17 protein-coding genes and 2 riboswitches are annotated in these 15,479 nt (G+C 75.5%); of the genes, 5 read left to right on the top strand and 12 right to left on the bottom strand.

Annotated features, from left to right (window positions below):
* Position 1 precedes the first annotated feature (1 nt).
* The 3 genes from H9657_RS19645 to H9657_RS09470 all read right to left on the bottom strand — a co-directional run bounded on the left by H9657_RS19645 (position 2) and on the right by H9657_RS09470 (position 3,469).
* Positions 2-1,087, bottom strand: coding sequence for a GNAT family N-acetyltransferase (locus H9657_RS19645; protein WP_318241402.1), 1,086 nt, complete (start codon positions 1,085-1,087; stop codon positions 2-4).
* Between the two features lie 157 nt (positions 1,088-1,244).
* Positions 1,245-2,687, bottom strand: coding sequence for an aminotransferase class V-fold PLP-dependent enzyme (locus H9657_RS09475; RefSeq protein WP_191782734.1), 1,443 nt, complete (start codon positions 2,685-2,687; stop codon positions 1,245-1,247).
* Between the two features lie 36 nt (positions 2,688-2,723).
* A riboswitch (SAM riboswitch) is annotated at positions 2,724-2,837 on the bottom strand.
* Between the two features lie 92 nt (positions 2,838-2,929).
* A complete protein-coding gene (locus H9657_RS09470; RefSeq protein WP_191782732.1) occupies positions 2,930-3,469 on the bottom strand; it encodes a GNAT family N-acetyltransferase in 540 nt (179 codons plus the stop codon).
* Positions 3,470-3,567: 98 nt separating this feature from the next.
* Positions 3,568-3,665, top strand: a riboswitch (SAM riboswitch).
* A 4-nt stretch (positions 3,666-3,669) separates the two neighbouring features.
* On the opposite strand from H9657_RS09470, the gene H9657_RS09465 reads away from it, so the two are divergent.
* Positions 3,670-4,113 (top strand): rhodanese-like domain-containing protein, encoded by a 444-nt coding sequence (locus tag H9657_RS09465; protein WP_191782730.1) that lies wholly within the window; start codon positions 3,670-3,672, stop codon positions 4,111-4,113.
* On the top strand, positions 4,110-5,366 hold the full coding sequence (locus H9657_RS09460; protein WP_191782728.1) for an O-succinylhomoserine sulfhydrylase: 1,257 nt from the start codon (positions 4,110-4,112) through the stop codon (positions 5,364-5,366). Before H9657_RS09465 ends, H9657_RS09460 begins: the two co-directional genes overlap by 4 nt.
* 39 nt (positions 5,367-5,405) lie before the next feature.
* On the opposite strand, the gene H9657_RS09455 is transcribed toward H9657_RS09460, so the two are convergent.
* Positions 5,406-5,915 (bottom strand): hypothetical protein, encoded by a 510-nt coding sequence (locus H9657_RS09455; protein ID WP_191782726.1) that lies wholly within the window; start codon positions 5,913-5,915, stop codon positions 5,406-5,408.
* Positions 5,916-6,042: 127 nt separating this feature from the next.
* On the opposite strand from H9657_RS09455, the gene H9657_RS09450 reads away from it, so the two are divergent.
* Positions 6,043-7,053: an aldo/keto reductase family protein gene (locus H9657_RS09450; protein ID WP_191782724.1), complete on the top strand. Its 1,011-nt coding sequence runs from the start codon at positions 6,043-6,045 to the stop codon at positions 7,051-7,053.
* Positions 7,054-7,102: 49 nt separating this feature from the next.
* Here the strand turns inward: H9657_RS09450 and H9657_RS09445 are convergent, their stop codons facing one another.
* Complete coding sequence (locus H9657_RS09445; protein ID WP_191782722.1) at positions 7,103-7,648, bottom strand: pyridoxamine 5'-phosphate oxidase family protein; 546 nt, start codon at positions 7,646-7,648, stop codon at positions 7,103-7,105.
* 118 nt (positions 7,649-7,766) lie between these two features.
* Positions 7,767-8,327, bottom strand: a complete 561-nt coding sequence (locus H9657_RS09440) for a hypothetical protein (protein ID WP_191782720.1) — start codon at positions 8,325-8,327, stop codon at positions 7,767-7,769.
* 192 nt (positions 8,328-8,519) lie between these two features.
* On the opposite strand from H9657_RS09440, the gene H9657_RS09435 reads away from it, so the two are divergent.
* On the top strand, positions 8,520-9,167 hold the full coding sequence (locus tag H9657_RS09435) for a DUF1345 domain-containing protein (RefSeq protein ID WP_318241400.1): 648 nt from the start codon (positions 8,520-8,522) through the stop codon (positions 9,165-9,167).
* A 3-nt stretch (positions 9,168-9,170) separates the two neighbouring features.
* Here H9657_RS09435 and H9657_RS09430 read toward each other — a convergent pair whose 3' ends face one another.
* From H9657_RS09430 to H9657_RS09410, 5 genes are all read right to left on the bottom strand, one after another.
* Complete coding sequence (locus H9657_RS09430) at positions 9,171-9,899, bottom strand: DUF72 domain-containing protein (protein ID WP_191782718.1); 729 nt, start codon at positions 9,897-9,899, stop codon at positions 9,171-9,173.
* A 43-nt stretch (positions 9,900-9,942) separates the two neighbouring features.
* The gene (locus H9657_RS09425) at positions 9,943-10,947 is read right to left on the bottom strand and encodes a GNAT family N-acetyltransferase (protein ID WP_318241399.1); all 1,005 of its coding nucleotides are present in this window, start codon (positions 10,945-10,947) and stop codon (positions 9,943-9,945) included.
* 5 nt (positions 10,948-10,952) lie between these two features.
* Positions 10,953-11,648: a phosphoribosylformylglycinamidine synthase subunit PurQ gene (gene purQ / locus H9657_RS09420; protein WP_191782716.1), complete on the bottom strand. Its 696-nt coding sequence runs from the start codon at positions 11,646-11,648 to the stop codon at positions 10,953-10,955.
* A complete protein-coding gene (purS, locus tag H9657_RS09415; protein WP_191782714.1) occupies positions 11,648-11,935 on the bottom strand; it encodes a phosphoribosylformylglycinamidine synthase subunit PurS in 288 nt (95 codons plus the stop codon). Before purS ends, purQ begins: the two co-directional genes overlap by 1 nt.
* A 91-nt stretch (positions 11,936-12,026) precedes the next feature.
* Complete coding sequence (locus H9657_RS09410) at positions 12,027-13,511, bottom strand: amidohydrolase (protein WP_191782712.1); 1,485 nt, start codon at positions 13,509-13,511, stop codon at positions 12,027-12,029.
* Between the two features lie 128 nt (positions 13,512-13,639).
* Between H9657_RS09410 and H9657_RS09405 the strand changes: the two genes are divergently transcribed.
* Positions 13,640-14,458: a DNA/RNA non-specific endonuclease gene (locus H9657_RS09405; protein ID WP_191782710.1), complete on the top strand. Its 819-nt coding sequence runs from the start codon at positions 13,640-13,642 to the stop codon at positions 14,456-14,458.
* A gap of 34 nt (positions 14,459-14,492) precedes the next feature.
* Here the strand turns inward: H9657_RS09405 and H9657_RS09400 are convergent, their stop codons facing one another.
* Positions 14,493-15,419, bottom strand: coding sequence for a phosphoribosylaminoimidazolesuccinocarboxamide synthase (locus H9657_RS09400; RefSeq protein ID WP_191782708.1), 927 nt, complete (start codon positions 15,417-15,419; stop codon positions 14,493-14,495).
* Positions 15,420-15,479: the final 60 nt, after the last annotated feature.

Here is a 15,479-nt window from a genome sequence, read left to right as displayed (position 1 = left end):
GTCACCACCCCGCGAGCGCGACGACCTCCGTGGCGATCTCCGCCGGGGTGCGGCCGTCGGTGGCCATCCGGTGCACGTCGTCACCCGCCGCGGCCTCGAGGCGGCCCGCCGCGGCGTCCGAGCGCGTCACGTGCGCGTCGTACGACTCGCCCTGCTCGCGCCGTCGCAGACGCTCGCGCGCGACACCGTCCGACGCCGTGAGCAGTACGGACGTCACGTGCGGCCGGTCCCCCACGGCGGCCGCGAGGAGGTCGGCCTGCAGGACCGACACCGTGTTGGTGTAGACCAGCCGCCGGTGGCCCAGCGACCGGTACCGGCGCCACACGTCCGCGAGGTTCGCCGCGGCGACGCCGTGCTCCCAGGGCGCCGGGTGCGCGAGGTCGAGCGCGTCGCCCTCGACGACCGCGTGCGGCAGGTCCCGCGCGACGAGCAGGTCGTGGACGGCCGACGCCACGGTCGACTTGCCGGCGCCGGACCGCCCGCCGATCAGCAGCACCGACGTGCGCGCGCCGTCCGCCCGGTCCCCCGCGAGCCGCGCCTCGAGCCGGGCCCGCACGTCGGGCCACTCGTCGGCGAGGACCGAGAAGTACAGCGAGTCCTGACGCGTGCCGTCCGCCGCGACGCGGTGCCCGCGCAGCCGGCCCTCGGGGCGTGCGCCGAGCTTGGTGACGGCCGCGATCGACCGTGCGTTGCGCGCCTCCACGCGGTAGGCGACGCGCGCGACGTCCCACGTCCCGTACGCGTGGGACATGAGCAGCAGCTTGCACGCGGGGTTCACGTGCGTGCCCCACACGCGGGGGTCGTAGTAGGTGTGCCCGATCTCGAGGCGCCCCATCGTCAGGTCGACGTCGTAGAAGGACGTCGACCCCACGACCTCGCCGTCGGCGAGCACGGCGAAGGCGTAGCGGCCGGGCGTCGACAGCGCGGTCCCGACGACGTCGCGCAGCGCGGCGACACCGCGCGGTGTGGCCGACGTCATGCCGGCCCACACCCGGTCGTCGACGAACCGCGCCAGCGCCTCCGCGTGCTCGACCGCGAGCGGGACCAGCCGGACACCATGACCCTCGAGGGTGAGTTCGTGCAGCACGGGCCCATGCTCCCGCACGGCCCGCCACCGACGCCCCCACATTCCACCGCCACCACCCCCGCCGAGCGCGGTACTCGCCGCTCGACCGCGGTACTCGTTGCACCCGCGCTCGACGGGTGAGTGCCGCGCTCGGCGGAAAGGGGGCGGGGGGTGGGGGTCAGTCGTCGAGGGCCGGGCCGCAGGCGGCGGCGGCGGTGGCCGCCAGGTGGTCCAGGCCCGCGACCTCGATGAGCGGGCGCGTGTCGTCCACGACCGACCAGCAGCCGTCGACGACCTCGTACTCGGCCTGCGCGCCGCGCCGCAGCAGGTCCGCGAGCGCGAGCAGGAGCCGGTCGACGTGCTCGGCCGTCGTGCCGACCCCGACGGACGCCCGCACGGCGCCGTTCGACGCCCCGAGGTGCGCGAGCAGCGGGTGCGCGCAGAACCGCCCGTCGCGCACGCCGATGCCGTGCTCGGCGGACAGGTACGCCGCGACGAGGCCCGGGTTGAGGTCGCCCACGACGAACGTCACGACCCCGACCGGGTCGACCGAGTCCGGCCAGATCCGCGCGACGCGGACCCCGTCGAGGGCCTCGAGCCCGGCGACCAGCCGCGTGCGCAGCGCCTGCTCGTGGGCCTCGAGCGCACCGGCCGGCAGGGCCGCGAGCGTGTCGCACGCCTGCGCGAGGGCGATGGCACCCAGCACGTTCGGTGAGCCCGCCTCGTGCCGCGCCGGTGCCGGCTGCCAGACCGTCCGGTCGGCCCGCACGTCGCGCACCGCACCTCCCCCTGCGAGGTACGGCGTGCCCGTGTCGAGCCAGTCCCGGCGGCCCACCAGCGCACCCGCGCCGAACGGGGCGTACGTCTTGTGGCCCGAGAACGCGACGTAGTCCACGCCGCTCGCCGCGAGCGAGAACCCGCGGTGCGGCACCAGCTGCGCGCCGTCGACGGCCACGCGTGCACCGGCGGCGTGGGCGATCTCGACCACGCGGTCCAGGGGCAGCGCCTCGCCCGTCACGTTGGACGCCCCGGTGAGCGTCAGCAGCGCGTACGGGCGCCGCGCGAGCTCGGCGCGCAGGGCGTCGAGCGTCGCGGCGACGGTCGGCTCGAGCGGCAGGATCGTGGCGACGCGCCCGGTCCCCGCGTGCGCGCCGCCGCTGCGCTGCACCCACGGCAGCAGGTTGGCGTGGTGCTCGACGTCCAGGACGAGCACGGCCCCGCCGGCGGGCACGACGCCCGCGAGGAGGTTGAGCGAGTCGGTCGTGTTGCGCGTGATGACGGCGACGTCGTCCGGGCGGGCACCGACGAACCGCGCGACCGCCTCGCGCGACGTCTCGTACAGCGCCGTCGAGACCTGCGACAGGTACCCGGCGCCGCGGTGCACGGACGCGTAGAGCGGCAGCACCTCGCTGATGCGTGCGGTGACGGCCTCGAGCGCGGGCGCGCTCGCGGCGCAGTCGAGGTTGGCGTAGGTGCGGCTGGTGCCGTCGACGAGCGGCACGGTGGTGGACGCACCGACGACGGGCAGCAGGGGCGCCTCGCCGCGGGGTGCGGCCGGGGCCGAGGTCGCGGTGCCCGTGACCTCGTCGGCACACGCGAACAGCTCGGTGATGGACGTCATGGTGCTCCTCCGGAACGGTCCGGGGACCCCCAGGAGGTCCCGCGCTTGCCGGCACCGAACGGTGCGCGGCCTGGTCGTCACCCGGGGCACCCCACCGCGGAGGAGGGTTGCCGGCCAGCGAGCCGGGGCTTGACGCTGGCGCTCATGACCTGGGTCGAGGATCGGCGTCCCGACGGGCGCGTGTCAACGCCGACACGGCGTTCCTCCCAGCATCCGAGACGGCGCGTCTCGGATGCTGTCGTTCACGGGCGTCGGGGTGGGGCCAGGTCGCGGACCATGACGACGCTGCGGTACGTCTTGCCCGGCCACTGCACGGTGTCGGCGTCGACGAAGCCCCACCGGCGGTACATGGCGCGCAGCCCCGTCGCGGGCACCGCGGTGTCGAGCCCCACCGACCGCATGCCGCGCTCGACGGACCACGCGCGCACGGTCGCCCAGAGCCGCGTCGCCAGCCCGCGCCCGCGCGCGTCCGGGTGCACGGCCAGCTGGTTGAGCCACACGCGGTCGGGCTCGAGCGCGAGGCTGGTGAGCGACCTGATCCCGCGGCCGGGCGGGCTCGACGCCGTCACCGTGCCCACGAGCTCCCCGGCCCGGTCGACCAGCACCCACGACGCCCCCACCCGCAGGCTCCGGCGGGCGGTCGTGGCCTCGTCCTGGGACGCGCCGGTGAAGTTGAGGCCGTCGGCCGCCAGGTCGGCGTACGCGGCGTGCAGCAGGCGCGTCAGCGCGGGCACGTCCTGCGCCGTCACGGGTCGCAGCACGGGGTCCTCGGGGGCATCCATCGCGCACCACCCTGGCACGCGTGCGCGACGCCCCGCACGGCGGCACCCGGGATGAGACGCCCCGCCGGGCCGTGACGGGCGTGGCGTAGCATCTCGCCCGACCATCCAGAGCGGCCGAGAGATCTGGCTCGACGACGCCGCAGCAACCCGCACGGGAGACCGTGGCCGAGGGTGCTACCGCCAGAGACGATGGGAGGACCATGAGCGTGCAGCCACGCCCCGCACCCGGTTACGCCGGGGACATCACGCCGACCGAGGCCTGGGACCTGCTGGCCGAGCGGGACGACGCCGTGCTCGTCGACGTGCGCACCGACGCCGAGTGGCGCTACGTCGGCGTGCCCGACCTGCGCCGTCTGGGACGTCAGGCCGCGCTCGTCGAGTGGGTCTCCTACCCGTCGGGGCAGCCGAACCCGCGGTTCGTCGACCAGGTCGCGGCCACGGGCGTCACCCCGGGCGACGGACGCCCCGTCGTGTTCCTGTGCCGGTCGGGCCAGCGCTCCATCGGCGCGGCGCAGGCGGCGACGGCCGCGGGCTACGGCCCGGCGTACAACGTGCTCGACGGGTTCGAGGGCGCCACGGGCCCCGACGGCCACCGCGGGCACACCGGCTGGCGCGCCGAGGGCCTGCCGTGGGTCCAGCCGTGAGCACGCCCCCGCCCGGCCCCGGCGACTGGGACGACCACCGCCTCGACCGCGCCACCCTGCGGCCCGACACGCTGGCGGTGCGCGGCGGGCTCGTGCGCAGCGAGTTCGGCGAGATGTCGGAGGCGGTCTTCCTCACCCAGGGCTACACCTACGCCACGGGCGCGCAGGCGGAGGCGGGCTTCGCCGGCGACGTCGACCGCTTCCTGTACTCGCGTTACGGCAACCCGACCGTCACGAGCTTCGAGGAGCGCCTGCGCCTGCTCGAGGGCGCCGAGGCCTGCTACGCGACCGCGACCGGGATGTCCGCGGTGTTCACGTCGCTCGCCGCGCTCGTCCGCTCCGGGTCGCGGATCGTCGCGGCCCGGGCGCTGTTCGGCTCGTCGGTCGTGATCTTCGACGAGATCCTCGCCAAGTGGGGCGTGCGCACCGACTACGTCGACGGGCACGTGCCCGAGCAGTGGGAGCAGGCGCTCGCGACGCCCGCCGACGTCGTGTTCTTCGAGACGCCGTCCAACCCCATGCAGGACCTGGTCGACATCGCGCACGTGAGCCGTCTCGCGCACGCCGCCGGCGCGACCGTCGTGGTCGACAACGTCTTCGCCACCCCCGTGTTCTCCCGCCCGCTCGACCACGGCGCCGACGTGGTCGTGTACTCGGCGACCAAGCACATCGACGGGCAGGGCCGGGTGCTCGGCGGCGCGATCCTCGGCTCGTCGCCGTACGTGCGCGGGCCCGTCCAGACGCTGCTGCGCAACACCGGACCCTCGCTGTCGCCGTTCAACGCGTGGGTGCTGCTCAAGGGCCTGGAGACGCTGAGCGTGCGGGTGCGCCACCAGGCGGCGTCCGCCCTGACGCTGGCACGGTGGCTCGAGGAGCAGCCGCAGGTCGCGCGGGTCCGCTACCCGTTCCTCGAGTCGCACCCGCAGCACGACCTGGCGCGTGCGCAGCAGACCGGCGGCGGCACGGTCGTCACGTTCGACCTCGCCGTCGCGGACGACGCGACGCCCGAGGCAGCGAAGACCGCCACGTTCGGCGTCCTCGACGCGCTGCGGGTCGTCGACATCTCCAACAACCTCGGCGACGCCAAGTCGATCGTCACGCACCCGGCGACGACGACGCACCGCAGGCTCGGCCCCGCGGGCCGGGCGACCGTCGGCATCGGCGAGTCGACGGTCCGGCTGTCGGTCGGGCTCGAGGACGTCGAGGACCTGCGCGACGACCTCGCGCAGGCGCTGGCCACGCTCGCGCGCTGACGCGGCCCGGGGGCCGACGCGCGTCGCGGCGGGCGCGCGTCAGCCGGCCGGGACCAGGCCGACGGCGACGGTGGAGTCGGACGCCGCGACCACGTTCACGTCGACGGCGCCGCCCGGCACCTCGAACGGGTCGCTGTCGGCCATGGTCGAGCCGCCCTCGATCATCGGGATGCACGGCGCCTGGTACGACGTGAGGTCGTTGCCCGCGGCCGCGACCGTGACCGTGACCGGCGCACCGTCGGTCGACGTGCACGCGACGCGCAGCAGGTGCGGACCGGCCGTGGTCTGCGCGACCTGCGCGGTCTCGGTCCCGCCGCCGGTGATCTCGGCCGCCAGCGCCTGGACGGCGCCGCCGGAGGCCTCGAGCGCGGCGGTCTGGTCCGCCACGGGGGGCAGCTCGGTCGCACCCTTGCCCTCGCCCGTGACGGGCGGGAGGGACATGTTCTCCTCCGGGGCGTCCGCGCCGTCGGGCGTGGTGGTGCCGTCGGAGCACGCGGCGAGCGCGAGCAGCAGGAGGGGGACCGCAGCGAGACGTCGTCGGGATCGCATGGCGGGGACGGTAGCGCAGCGACCTGTGCAACGGGCACCCCTGTCCACCAGAGGGACGAACCGTGCGTACCGGACGGACGGGACGGGGTCGGCGTCCGGCCGCCCGAACGGGTGAGAAGGTGCCTGCATGCACTTTCGCTTCCTCGGCAACTCCGGCCTCAAGATCTCCGAGCTCACCTACGGCAACTGGTTGACCCACGGGTCCCAGGTCGAGAACGACACGGCCACCGCGTGCGTGCGCGCCGCGCTCGACGTCGGCATCACGACGTTCGACACGGCCGACGTGTACGCCAACACCGTCGCCGAGTCCGTCCTGGGCGACGCGCTCGTGGGCGAGCGGCGCGAGTCGCTCGAGATCCTCACGAAGGTCTACTGGCCCACCGGGCCGAAGGGCCCCAACGACACCGGGCTGTCGCGCAAGCACGTCCGCGAGTCGATCGACGGCTCGCTGCGGCGCCTGCGCACGGACTACGTCGACCTGTACCAGGCGCACCGGTACGACCACGAGACGCCGCTCGAGGAGACGATGCAGGCGTTCGCCGACGTCGTGCGCCAGGGCAAGGCCCTGTACATCGGCGTCAGCGAGTGGACCGCCGACCAGATCCGCGCGGGCCACGCGCTCGCGAAGGACCTGGGCGTGCAGCTCGTCTCGAACCAGCCGCAGTACTCGATGCTGTGGCGCGTCATCGAGCCCGAGGTCGTCCCGACCTCGCGCGAGCTCGGGGTCTCCCAGATCGTCTGGTCCCCCATCGCGCAGGGGGTCCTGACCGGCAAGTACGAGCCGGGCGCCCCGCTGCCCGCGGGCTCGCGCGCGACGGACGAGAAGGGCGGGGCGAACATGATCAAGTCGTTCCTGCGCGACGACGTCCTCGAGCGGGTCCAGGGCCTGCGCCCGGTCGCCGACGAGCTCGGCCTGACGATGGCGCAGCTCGCGATCGCGTGGGTGCTGGCCAACGACAACGTGTCCGCGGCGATCATCGGCGCGTCGCGTCCCGAGCAGGTGCACGACAACGCCAAGGCCGCGGGCGTCGAGCTCCCCGCCGAGGTGCTCGCGCGCATCGACGAGGTCCTCGGTGACGTCGTCGTGGCGGACCCGGCCGAGACTGCCAAGGCCTCGCCGCCGAAGCGCCTGGTCTGACCCTGTCCCACGGACGCCCCCGCACCGGTCCGGTGCGGGGGCGTCGTCGTCACAGCTCGACGGTCGCGTTCTCCCCGCCGTCGTACGCCTGCCCGGTGACCTTGGCCTTCACCAGGCTGACGACGGTCGCGAGCCGACCGCCGGGGCTGTCCCAGTACTCGACGCTCTGCGCACGCAGCCGCACGAGGCACAGCTGCGGGGTCGTCGGGCCGTCGGGGTACCACGCCGCGGCGACCGGGTTCCACAGCTCCTCGATCTTGGCCTGGTCCTGCACGACCTCCGCCGTCCCGGACACCGACACCCACGACGACGACCCCGCGAACGCGGCGTTCGCGGGCGAGCCGGCCCGGATCTCGGCCACCTTGTGGGAGTCGAGCGTCGTGAAGAACCACAGGTCGCCGTCGAACTCGACGTCCTGCACGCCCATCGGCCGGCTCACCAGGGCGCCGGACGCGTCGAGCGTCGTGAGCATCGCCAGGTGGTGGTCACCGAGCAGCTCGCGGACCTTGGCCAGCGCCTCCTCGTGCGTCGGGCCGTCGTCGGCCGCCGGGGCGTGGCCGTGCGTCGGGGTCTGCTCGTGCGGTGTCGCGGTCATGTCACCCTCCGTCCACCGGTCGCGGCGGGCGCCCGTCCGGTGCTGCCACGCTAGGAAGGGTGCCGCGCCGCCGCATCCGGGGGACGGCCGGCCGGAGCTCCGTGGCGGCGGCCTCGCGTCAGCCGGCGACGGCAGCGAGGGTCGCCGCGTACCCGCGCGACCGGCCCACCAGCGCGAGCGCGACCGTGTCGACGCCGGTCCGGGCGGCCAGCGCGGTCGCGTCCGCGGTCAGGCGACCGGCCGGGGCGATGAGCCACGTCGTGGACGGCGACCACGTGAGGGCGGCGAACGCCTCGGCGTACGCGACGGCGGCCCGGCGGCGGGCAGCGTCGGCGTCGTCGTGCGCGACGACCGCCTCGACCTCCAGGACGAACCGCACGTCGGCCCGGTCGCGCCCGACGGCGCGGACCTCGTCCTCGAGCACCTCGACGAGCGCGCGCACGGCCGCCGCGGTCGGCAGCGCCGCGGAGTGGACGATGCGCACGACGTCGGCCCGGGCGGCCGCGAGCGCGAGCGTCGTCGGGTCGAGCGCGTCGGCGTCGAGCAGGAACTCGGTCGCGTCGTCACGACGCGAGGACGCGGCGACCTCGACGGTCGGTGCGGCCGGGCGGGCGGCCGCACGGGCGGCGGTGCGGGCGGCGGGGGTCGCGCGGAGCGGCGCGAGGAGGTGCTGAGCCACGGGGATCGTCCTCGGGGGTGGTGCGGGTGCGCAGCCGGGCGGAGCCGCAGGCGCGCGGGGTCGTCAGCTCAGCGACAACACACCCGGACCGAGAACATGCGCACACCCTAGCGGGCGGCCGCGTCGCGCGTCACCCCCTCGTCCGTCCCACGGCCGGGTGCCGGGTGCGGCGCGGGGCTGTTGGATGGGGCCGTGGACGACGACGACATCGCCCCGGGGGACGTCACGCCGGCGACGCGGCTGGCGGTGTCCCTCGTCGTCGGCGCCCTCGCGGGCGTCGCCACGGAGCGCGCCCTGCCGGACGCGACCGCCGTGACTGCGCTGCTCGTCGGGTGGGCGACCGCCGCGACGTGCTTCTCGGTCTGGAGCTGGACCTTCCTGTGGCCGCTCGACGCCGAGCAGACGCGGACCCACGCCACGCGCGAGGAGCCGACGCGCGCGGCCGCGTACGCGCTCCTGCTGGCGGCGTGCGTCATGAGCCTGGTCGGCATCGTCGTGGTGCTCTCGGGCGCCGAGGGACGCGCCCGCGAGATCGGGGTCACCGCCGCGATGGCCGCCGTGCTCGCGTCGTGGGTGGTGCTGCACACGCTGTTCACGGTCCGGTACGCGCTCGACTGGTACGACGGGCCCACGGGCGGCGTGGACTTCCACCAGGACGCCCCGCCCCGGTACTCCGACTTCGCCTACCTGGCGCTCACGGTGGCGATGAGCTTCGCCACCTCCGACCCGGACCTCGTCGACTCCGACGCCCGGCGGCTCGTCCTGGTGCACGCGCTGCTGTCGTACCTCTTCGGCACCTTCCTGGTCGCGCTGCTCGTCAACGTGGTGGCGGCGCTGTGAGCCTCACGCGCCGAGCAGCGAGCGCAGCGTCCAGGCGTTGCGCACGGCGTTGCCGCCGCCGTCGTTGTTGAAGTAGGCGACCACGTCGTGCCCCGCGGCCGACCACTCGCCGATGCGGTCGGCCCACCAGCGCAGGTCGTCGTCGGAGTACGAGCCGGCATACAGGTGCTGGTGGTCGGGGCCGTGCAGGCGCACGTAGACGAGGCGCGACGTCGCGCGCAGGACGCACGGGATCCCCGCTCCCGACACCACGCACCAGGCGGCGCCGTGGCGCGCGAGCAGGTCGAGGACGGCGTCGTCCTGCCACGACGGGTGCCGCAGCTCGACCGCGACCTGCACCCAGTCCGGGAGCGTGCCGAGGAACCAGTCGAGCCGGGCGTCGTCGCGCTCGGCGTCGGGGCGCAGCTGCACGAGCAGCGCCTCCCGGCGTCCCCGCAGCTCGTGCCAGGACCGCGCGATCCGCTCCGACCACACCTCGGGCCCGTACAGCCGCCGTGCGTGCGTCAGCCCGCGCGGTGCCTTGACCGACATCGTGAAGCCCTCGGGCAGCCGCTCGCGCCACGACGCGAACGCGGCCTCGCGCGGCCAGCGGTAGAAGCTCGCGTTGAGCTCGACGGTGTCGAACGCCTCGACGTACCGCGCGAGCCGGTCACGGGCCGGCAGGCCGGGGCGGTAGAGGACGCCGTCCCAGTGGTCGTACGACCACCCGGACGTGCCGATGCGGATCGTCACCCCCGCACCTTGGCCCGTGGCACGCGGGCCCGCACGTCGGCCGTCAGACCGCGCGCGCGAACCACAGCGACACGGGCAGCTCCTGCCACGCGCCGGCGGGCGGTGCGACCGGCCGGTACCCGAGCGCCCGGTACAGCGTGATCGCCTCGGGCTGCCGGATGCCGGTGTCGAGGACCACGCGCGCGGCACCGTGCGTGCGGGCGTCCTCCTCGACCAGGGCGACGAGGCGCCGTGCGAGGCCGCGGCCACGCGCGCCCGGTGCGACGTAGAGCCGCTTGAGCTCGGCCGCGTCGGAGCCCCAGCCGGGTGCGCGCCGGTGCGTCGCGCAGGCGACGGGGAGCCCGTCGTGCCGGACCACGAACGTCGTCACGGCGCTCGCACCGTGCTCGGCGTCGAGCAGCTCGAACGCGCCGGGCCCGGTCAGGGCGTGCTCGGGGTACAGCGGCGCGAGCTCGTCGACCATGGCGCGGCGCAGCGCGGAGGCGTCCGGGTGGTCCCAGGCGACACGCTCGACCGTCACCTCCCCGGGTGCATCCGCCCGGGTCTCGGCCCGCGACGGCACCGCGGCGGGCCGCAGGTCCTTCGCGAAGCACCGCGACTCCAGGACCCCTGCGTACTCGCCGTAGTTCTCGACCGCCCGGTAGCCGGCGCCCAGGTAGAGGCCGATCGCCTCGGGCTGCAGGACGCCCGTCTCGAGCACGAGCCGGTCGAACGCGCGCTCGACGGCGGCGTCCTCGAGCGCCGCGAGGACCGTGCGCGACATGCCGCGGCCGCGCAGCGGCGGGCGCACGTACATGCGCTTGAGCTCACCCGTGCCGGGCCCGAGGTCGTCGGACGCGTCGCGCAGCGCCCCGCACGCGACCGGCGCACCGTCCGCGCGCACGAGCACCATCGCGACGATCGCGTCGCCGGTCATCGCGTGGCCGATGTCGTCGTCGCCGTAGCGCGCGCGCAGCTCGGCCTGCTGCGCGGTCCGCAGGGCGGTGGCGTCCGCGTCGTCCCACGCGACGTGCTCGACGCGGACGTCCTGCGGCGTCGGCACCGTCACGGCCGTCAGCCGACGAGGGCCTGCAGGACCGACGTGAAGAAGCGCAGCCCGTCGGTCCCCGAGCGCGGACCTGCGGCACCGTCGGGGCCGAAGCCGGCCTCGACCGCGTGCTCCGGGTGCGGCATGAGGCCCACGACGTTGCCGGCGGCGTTGCTGATGCCGGCGATGTCGCGGCGCGACCCGTTGGGGTTGCCGCCCTGGTACCGGAACACGACGCGCCCCTCGCCCTCGAGCTCGTCGAGGGTGCGCTCGTCGGCGACGTACTGCCCGTCCTGGTTCTTCAGCGGGATCGTGATGCGCTCACCCGCGCTGTACGCCCGCGTCCACGCGGTGTCGGCGTTCTCGACCGACAGCACCTGCTCGCGGCACAGGAAGTGCAGGTGGTCGTTCTTGATCATCGACCCGGGCAGCAGGTGCGCCTCGGTGAGGACCTGGAAGCCGTTGCAGATGCCGAGCACCGGCAGGCCCCGGCCGGCGGCGTCGACGATCTCACCCATGACGGGCGCGAACCGGCTGATCGCCCCGGCGCGCAGGTAGTCGCCGTAGGAGAACCCGCCCGGCAGCACGACCGCGTCGACGCCCTTGAGGTCGGCGTCCGCGTGCCACAGCGCGACCGGCTCGCCACCCGCCAGGCGCACCGCGCGGGCGGCGTCCCGGTCGTCCAGCGTGCCGGGGAACGTGACGACCCCGATACGTCCCATCAGGCCAGGCCCTGCGACGTGACGGTGGCGGCGGCGTCGGCCTCGATGTCGGCGACGCGCACGACGTCCTCGATGACGGGGTTCGACAGCACCTGCTCGGCCGCCGCCGCGGCGGCGTCGAGGACCTCCGGCGTCACCGGTCCGTCGACCTCGAGCTCGAACCGCTTGCCCTGGCGGACCGCGGTGAACTGGCCGAAGCCCAGACGCGGCAGCGCGTTCGCGACGGCCTTGCCCTGCGGGTCGAGGATCTCGGGCTTCGGCATGACGTCGACGACGACTCGTCCCACGGGTGCTCCCAGGTTCGCGCGAGGGGGTTTCGCTGCCGATCCTACGGCGCCCCGCGACCACGAGGCCGACGACCCCTCGAACGTGGACACGTCACAGGGTCGTGTGGCTCCAGGCGCCCGCGACGAGCGTCGCGGCGACCCGGGTCGCGCGCACCCCGCCCGGCGTCGCGGCCGCCGCCACGGGGTCGTCGTCGAGCACCACGAGGTCCGCCGGGCCGCCGACGCGCAGCCCGAGCGGCTGCCCGTCGACGGACGACGCGAGCGCCGTCACGACGTCGACCGCCTGCTCCGGGTGCCACGCCGGGCGGTCGTCGCCCGTGCGCCGCACCGCGGCGTCGACCGCGAGCCACGGGTCCAGCGGCGCGACGGGGGCGTCCGACCCCAGGGCCAGCGGGACGCCCGCCGCGTGCAGTGACGCGAACGCGAACGCGCGGTCGGTACGCCCCGCCCAGTGGCGGTCGGCCACGTCACGGTCGTCGGGCAGGTGCGCGGGCTGCACGCTCGCCGTCAGGCCGAGCGCCGCGAACCGGGGTACGTCCGCGGGGTCGAGCAGCTGCGCGTGCTCGACCGACCCGCGGGCGCCGCTCGCCGCGAACGCGTCGAGCACCAGGGTGTTGGCCGCGTCGCCGATCGCGTGGACCGCGCAGCGCAGCCCGTGCGCGTGCGCGTGGCGCAGCAGCGGCACCAGCTCGTCGGCCGGCACGTTGAGCACGCCGTGCGCCAGCGCACCCTCGACGCCCGGGTACGGGTCGTGGCACCAGGCCGTGCGCGTGTTGAGCGAGCCGTCGACGATGACCTTCAGCGGGCCCTGCGTGACGCGCGGGCCCGCGAGCCGGTCACCGGTCTGCAGCTCCTCGGCGACGACGCGGTCGAGGTAGGAGGGCCACACGCCCGCGCGCACGCGCACGGCCGGGTCGCCCGTCGCGGCCCGGCGGCGCCACACGGTCACGTTGTCCGCGATCTCCAGGTCGACCACACCGACGACACCGCGCGCGGCCGCGGCCCGCAGCGCGTCGGCCACCTGCGCGTCCTGCGTCGCGTCCGGGACGTGGTCGAGCGCGCCCATGAGCGGCATCCACTCGGACTCGCGCAGCACGCCCGTGGGGTGCTGCGCCACCCCGAACATCCGCAGGCCCGCGGTCGACACCCACGCGCAGTGCAGGTCGCCCGAGACGAGCACGACGGGCACGTCGCTCGCGACCGCGTCGAGCAGGGCCGCCGACGGCGCGTCGGGCCACGTGCCGTCGCGGAACCCGAGCCCCACGAGCGGTCGCCCCGCCGCGGGCGGGTCGGTCCGCAGCCGCTCGGCCACGAGCGCGACCGCGTGCGCCGCGGACGCGGCCCCCGACACGTCGAGGCGGCCGCGCGCGAGCGCCCACTGCGTGAGGTGCGTGTGCTGGTCCCACAGCCCCGGCAGGACGAGGCGGCCGTCGAGGTCGACCACGTCCACCCCGGGGCCGGCGTCCGCCGCGGCGCCGATCACGCTGATGCGCCCGTCGCGCAGCACGACGTCGACCGGGGCGTCCCGGCCGAGCAGCCGGGCGCGGTGCAGGACGAGCGGACGGACGGCGTCCACGGGACCTCCGAGACGTGGGACGAGGGACGGACGAGGCGCTGGGAGACTACGCCGTCGTCCGCCGCGGGCCGGCCGATGTCGGTAGCGTGGCGGCGTCCGGCACGTCCGCTCGTGGGCAGGGGTGGCACATGGGGTACGACCCGACGTTCCTGGGACCGCTGGTCCCCCTGCCGGTCGCCGCGCAGCCGGTGCGCGAGCTGCCCGCCACGCACTTCACGGTACTGCTGGACCCGGCCCGCCGCCTCGCCGCCGCGACGGCGGTCAACGTCGACGGCGTGACGCTGCAGGACGTGCCGCGCGACGACGACTGGCACCTCGACCCGCGCGTCCCGGCCTGCGAGCAGACGGGACCGGAGCTGTACGCGCGCAACGACCTGGACCGCGGCCACCTCGTGCGCCGGCGCGACCCGGTGTGGGGCGATCCTGGCGTCGCCGCGCAGGCCTCGCGCGAGACGTTCGCCTACCCCAACGCGGCGCCCCAGGCGTCGGAGTTCAACCAGGGCCGCGAGCTGTGGCTGGGGCTCGAGGACCACGTGCTGGAGCACGCCCGTGCGCAGCGGCTGCGGCTGTCGGTCCTCACCGGGCCGGTGCTCGCGGGTGACGACCCGGTCTACCGGGGCGTCCGCCTGCCGCTGCGGTTCTGGAAGGTGGCCGCGTGGGCGCTCGACGGCGGGCGACGCCTCGCCGCGGCGGCGTTCGTCCTCGACCAGAGCCCGCTGCTGCCGGCGACCGAGCTCGCGGCGCGCACGCACGCCGCCGCCGCGGCCGACCAGCCCCCGCCGCTCGGGCCGTTCCGCACGTTCCAGGTGCCGGTCGCCGACGTCGCCGACCTCACGGCCCTCGACCTCGGCCCGCTCACGGCCGCGGACGTGCTGGCCGTGACGGCGCCGCAGTCGCGCGCGTGGCGCGAGCTGGCGGCGCTCGCGGAGGTCGACCTCGGCACGTGACGCCGCACGTGCGACCCCGCGACGTGCCGCGGGGTCACACGTCGAGCGTGCGTCCCGTGAGCCGGTGGAACGCGTCGAGGTAGCGGTCGCGGGTGCGTTCGACGACGTCCGCCGGCAGCGCGGGCGGGGGCGTGTCGGACGCGCGGTCCCAGCCCGACGCGGGCGACGTCAGCCAGTCCCGCACGTACTGCTTGTCGAAGCTCGGCTGCGCGTGGCCCGGCTCCCACGCGTCGGCCGGCCAGAAGCGCGACGAGTCCGGCGTGAGCACCTCGTCGCCGAGCGTGACCGCGCCCGTCGCCGGGTCGGTGCCGAACTCGAGCTTGGTGTCCGCGAGGATCACGCCGCGCTCGCGCGCCACGGCCTCGGCACGCGCGTAGACGGCGAGCGTGAGGTCCCGCAGCCGCTCGGCGAGCTCCGGGCCGACGGTGTCGACGACCACCGAGAACCGCACGTTCTCGTCGTGGTCACCCAGCGCGGCCTTCGTCGCGGGCGTGAAGATCGGCTCGGGGAGCCGCGAGCCGTCGACGAGGCCGTCCGGCAGCGCGATGCCCGTGACGTGGCCGTCGTGGCGGTACTCGTCCAGGCCGGACCCCGTGAGGTAGCCGCGCGCGACGCACTCGACGGGGAACATGTCCAGGCGCCGGCAGACCATCGCGCGGCCCGCGACCGCGTCGGGAACGTCGGTGGACACCACGTGGTTCGGCACGAGGTCGGCGAGCTGCTCGAACCACCACAGGCTCAGCTGCGTCAGGACGACCCCCTTGCCGGGGATCCCGGGCGACAGCACGTGGTCGTACGCGGACACGCGGTCCGACGCGACGACGAGCACGACGTCGCCGTGCAGGTCCCGCAGCGCGACCCCGGCGTCCGAGCCGTCGGGCTCGTACAGCTCGCGGACCTTGCCGGAGTAGACGTGCCGCCATCCGGGCAGCTGCGCGGGGACGTCGAGAGGTGCGTTCACGGGCACAGTGTGGCGTGCGACGCGGGTACGGGGCGACGCACGACCGTCCAGCGGTCGCGC

It is taken from the genome of Cellulomonas avistercoris (genome assembly GCF_014836445.1).
GTDB classification, from domain to species: Bacteria; Actinomycetota; Actinomycetes; order Actinomycetales; family Cellulomonadaceae; genus Cellulomonas; species Cellulomonas avistercoris.
The sequence above is the reverse complement of the archived record's forward strand: the minus strand, read 5'-3'. Positions and strand labels throughout refer to the sequence as shown.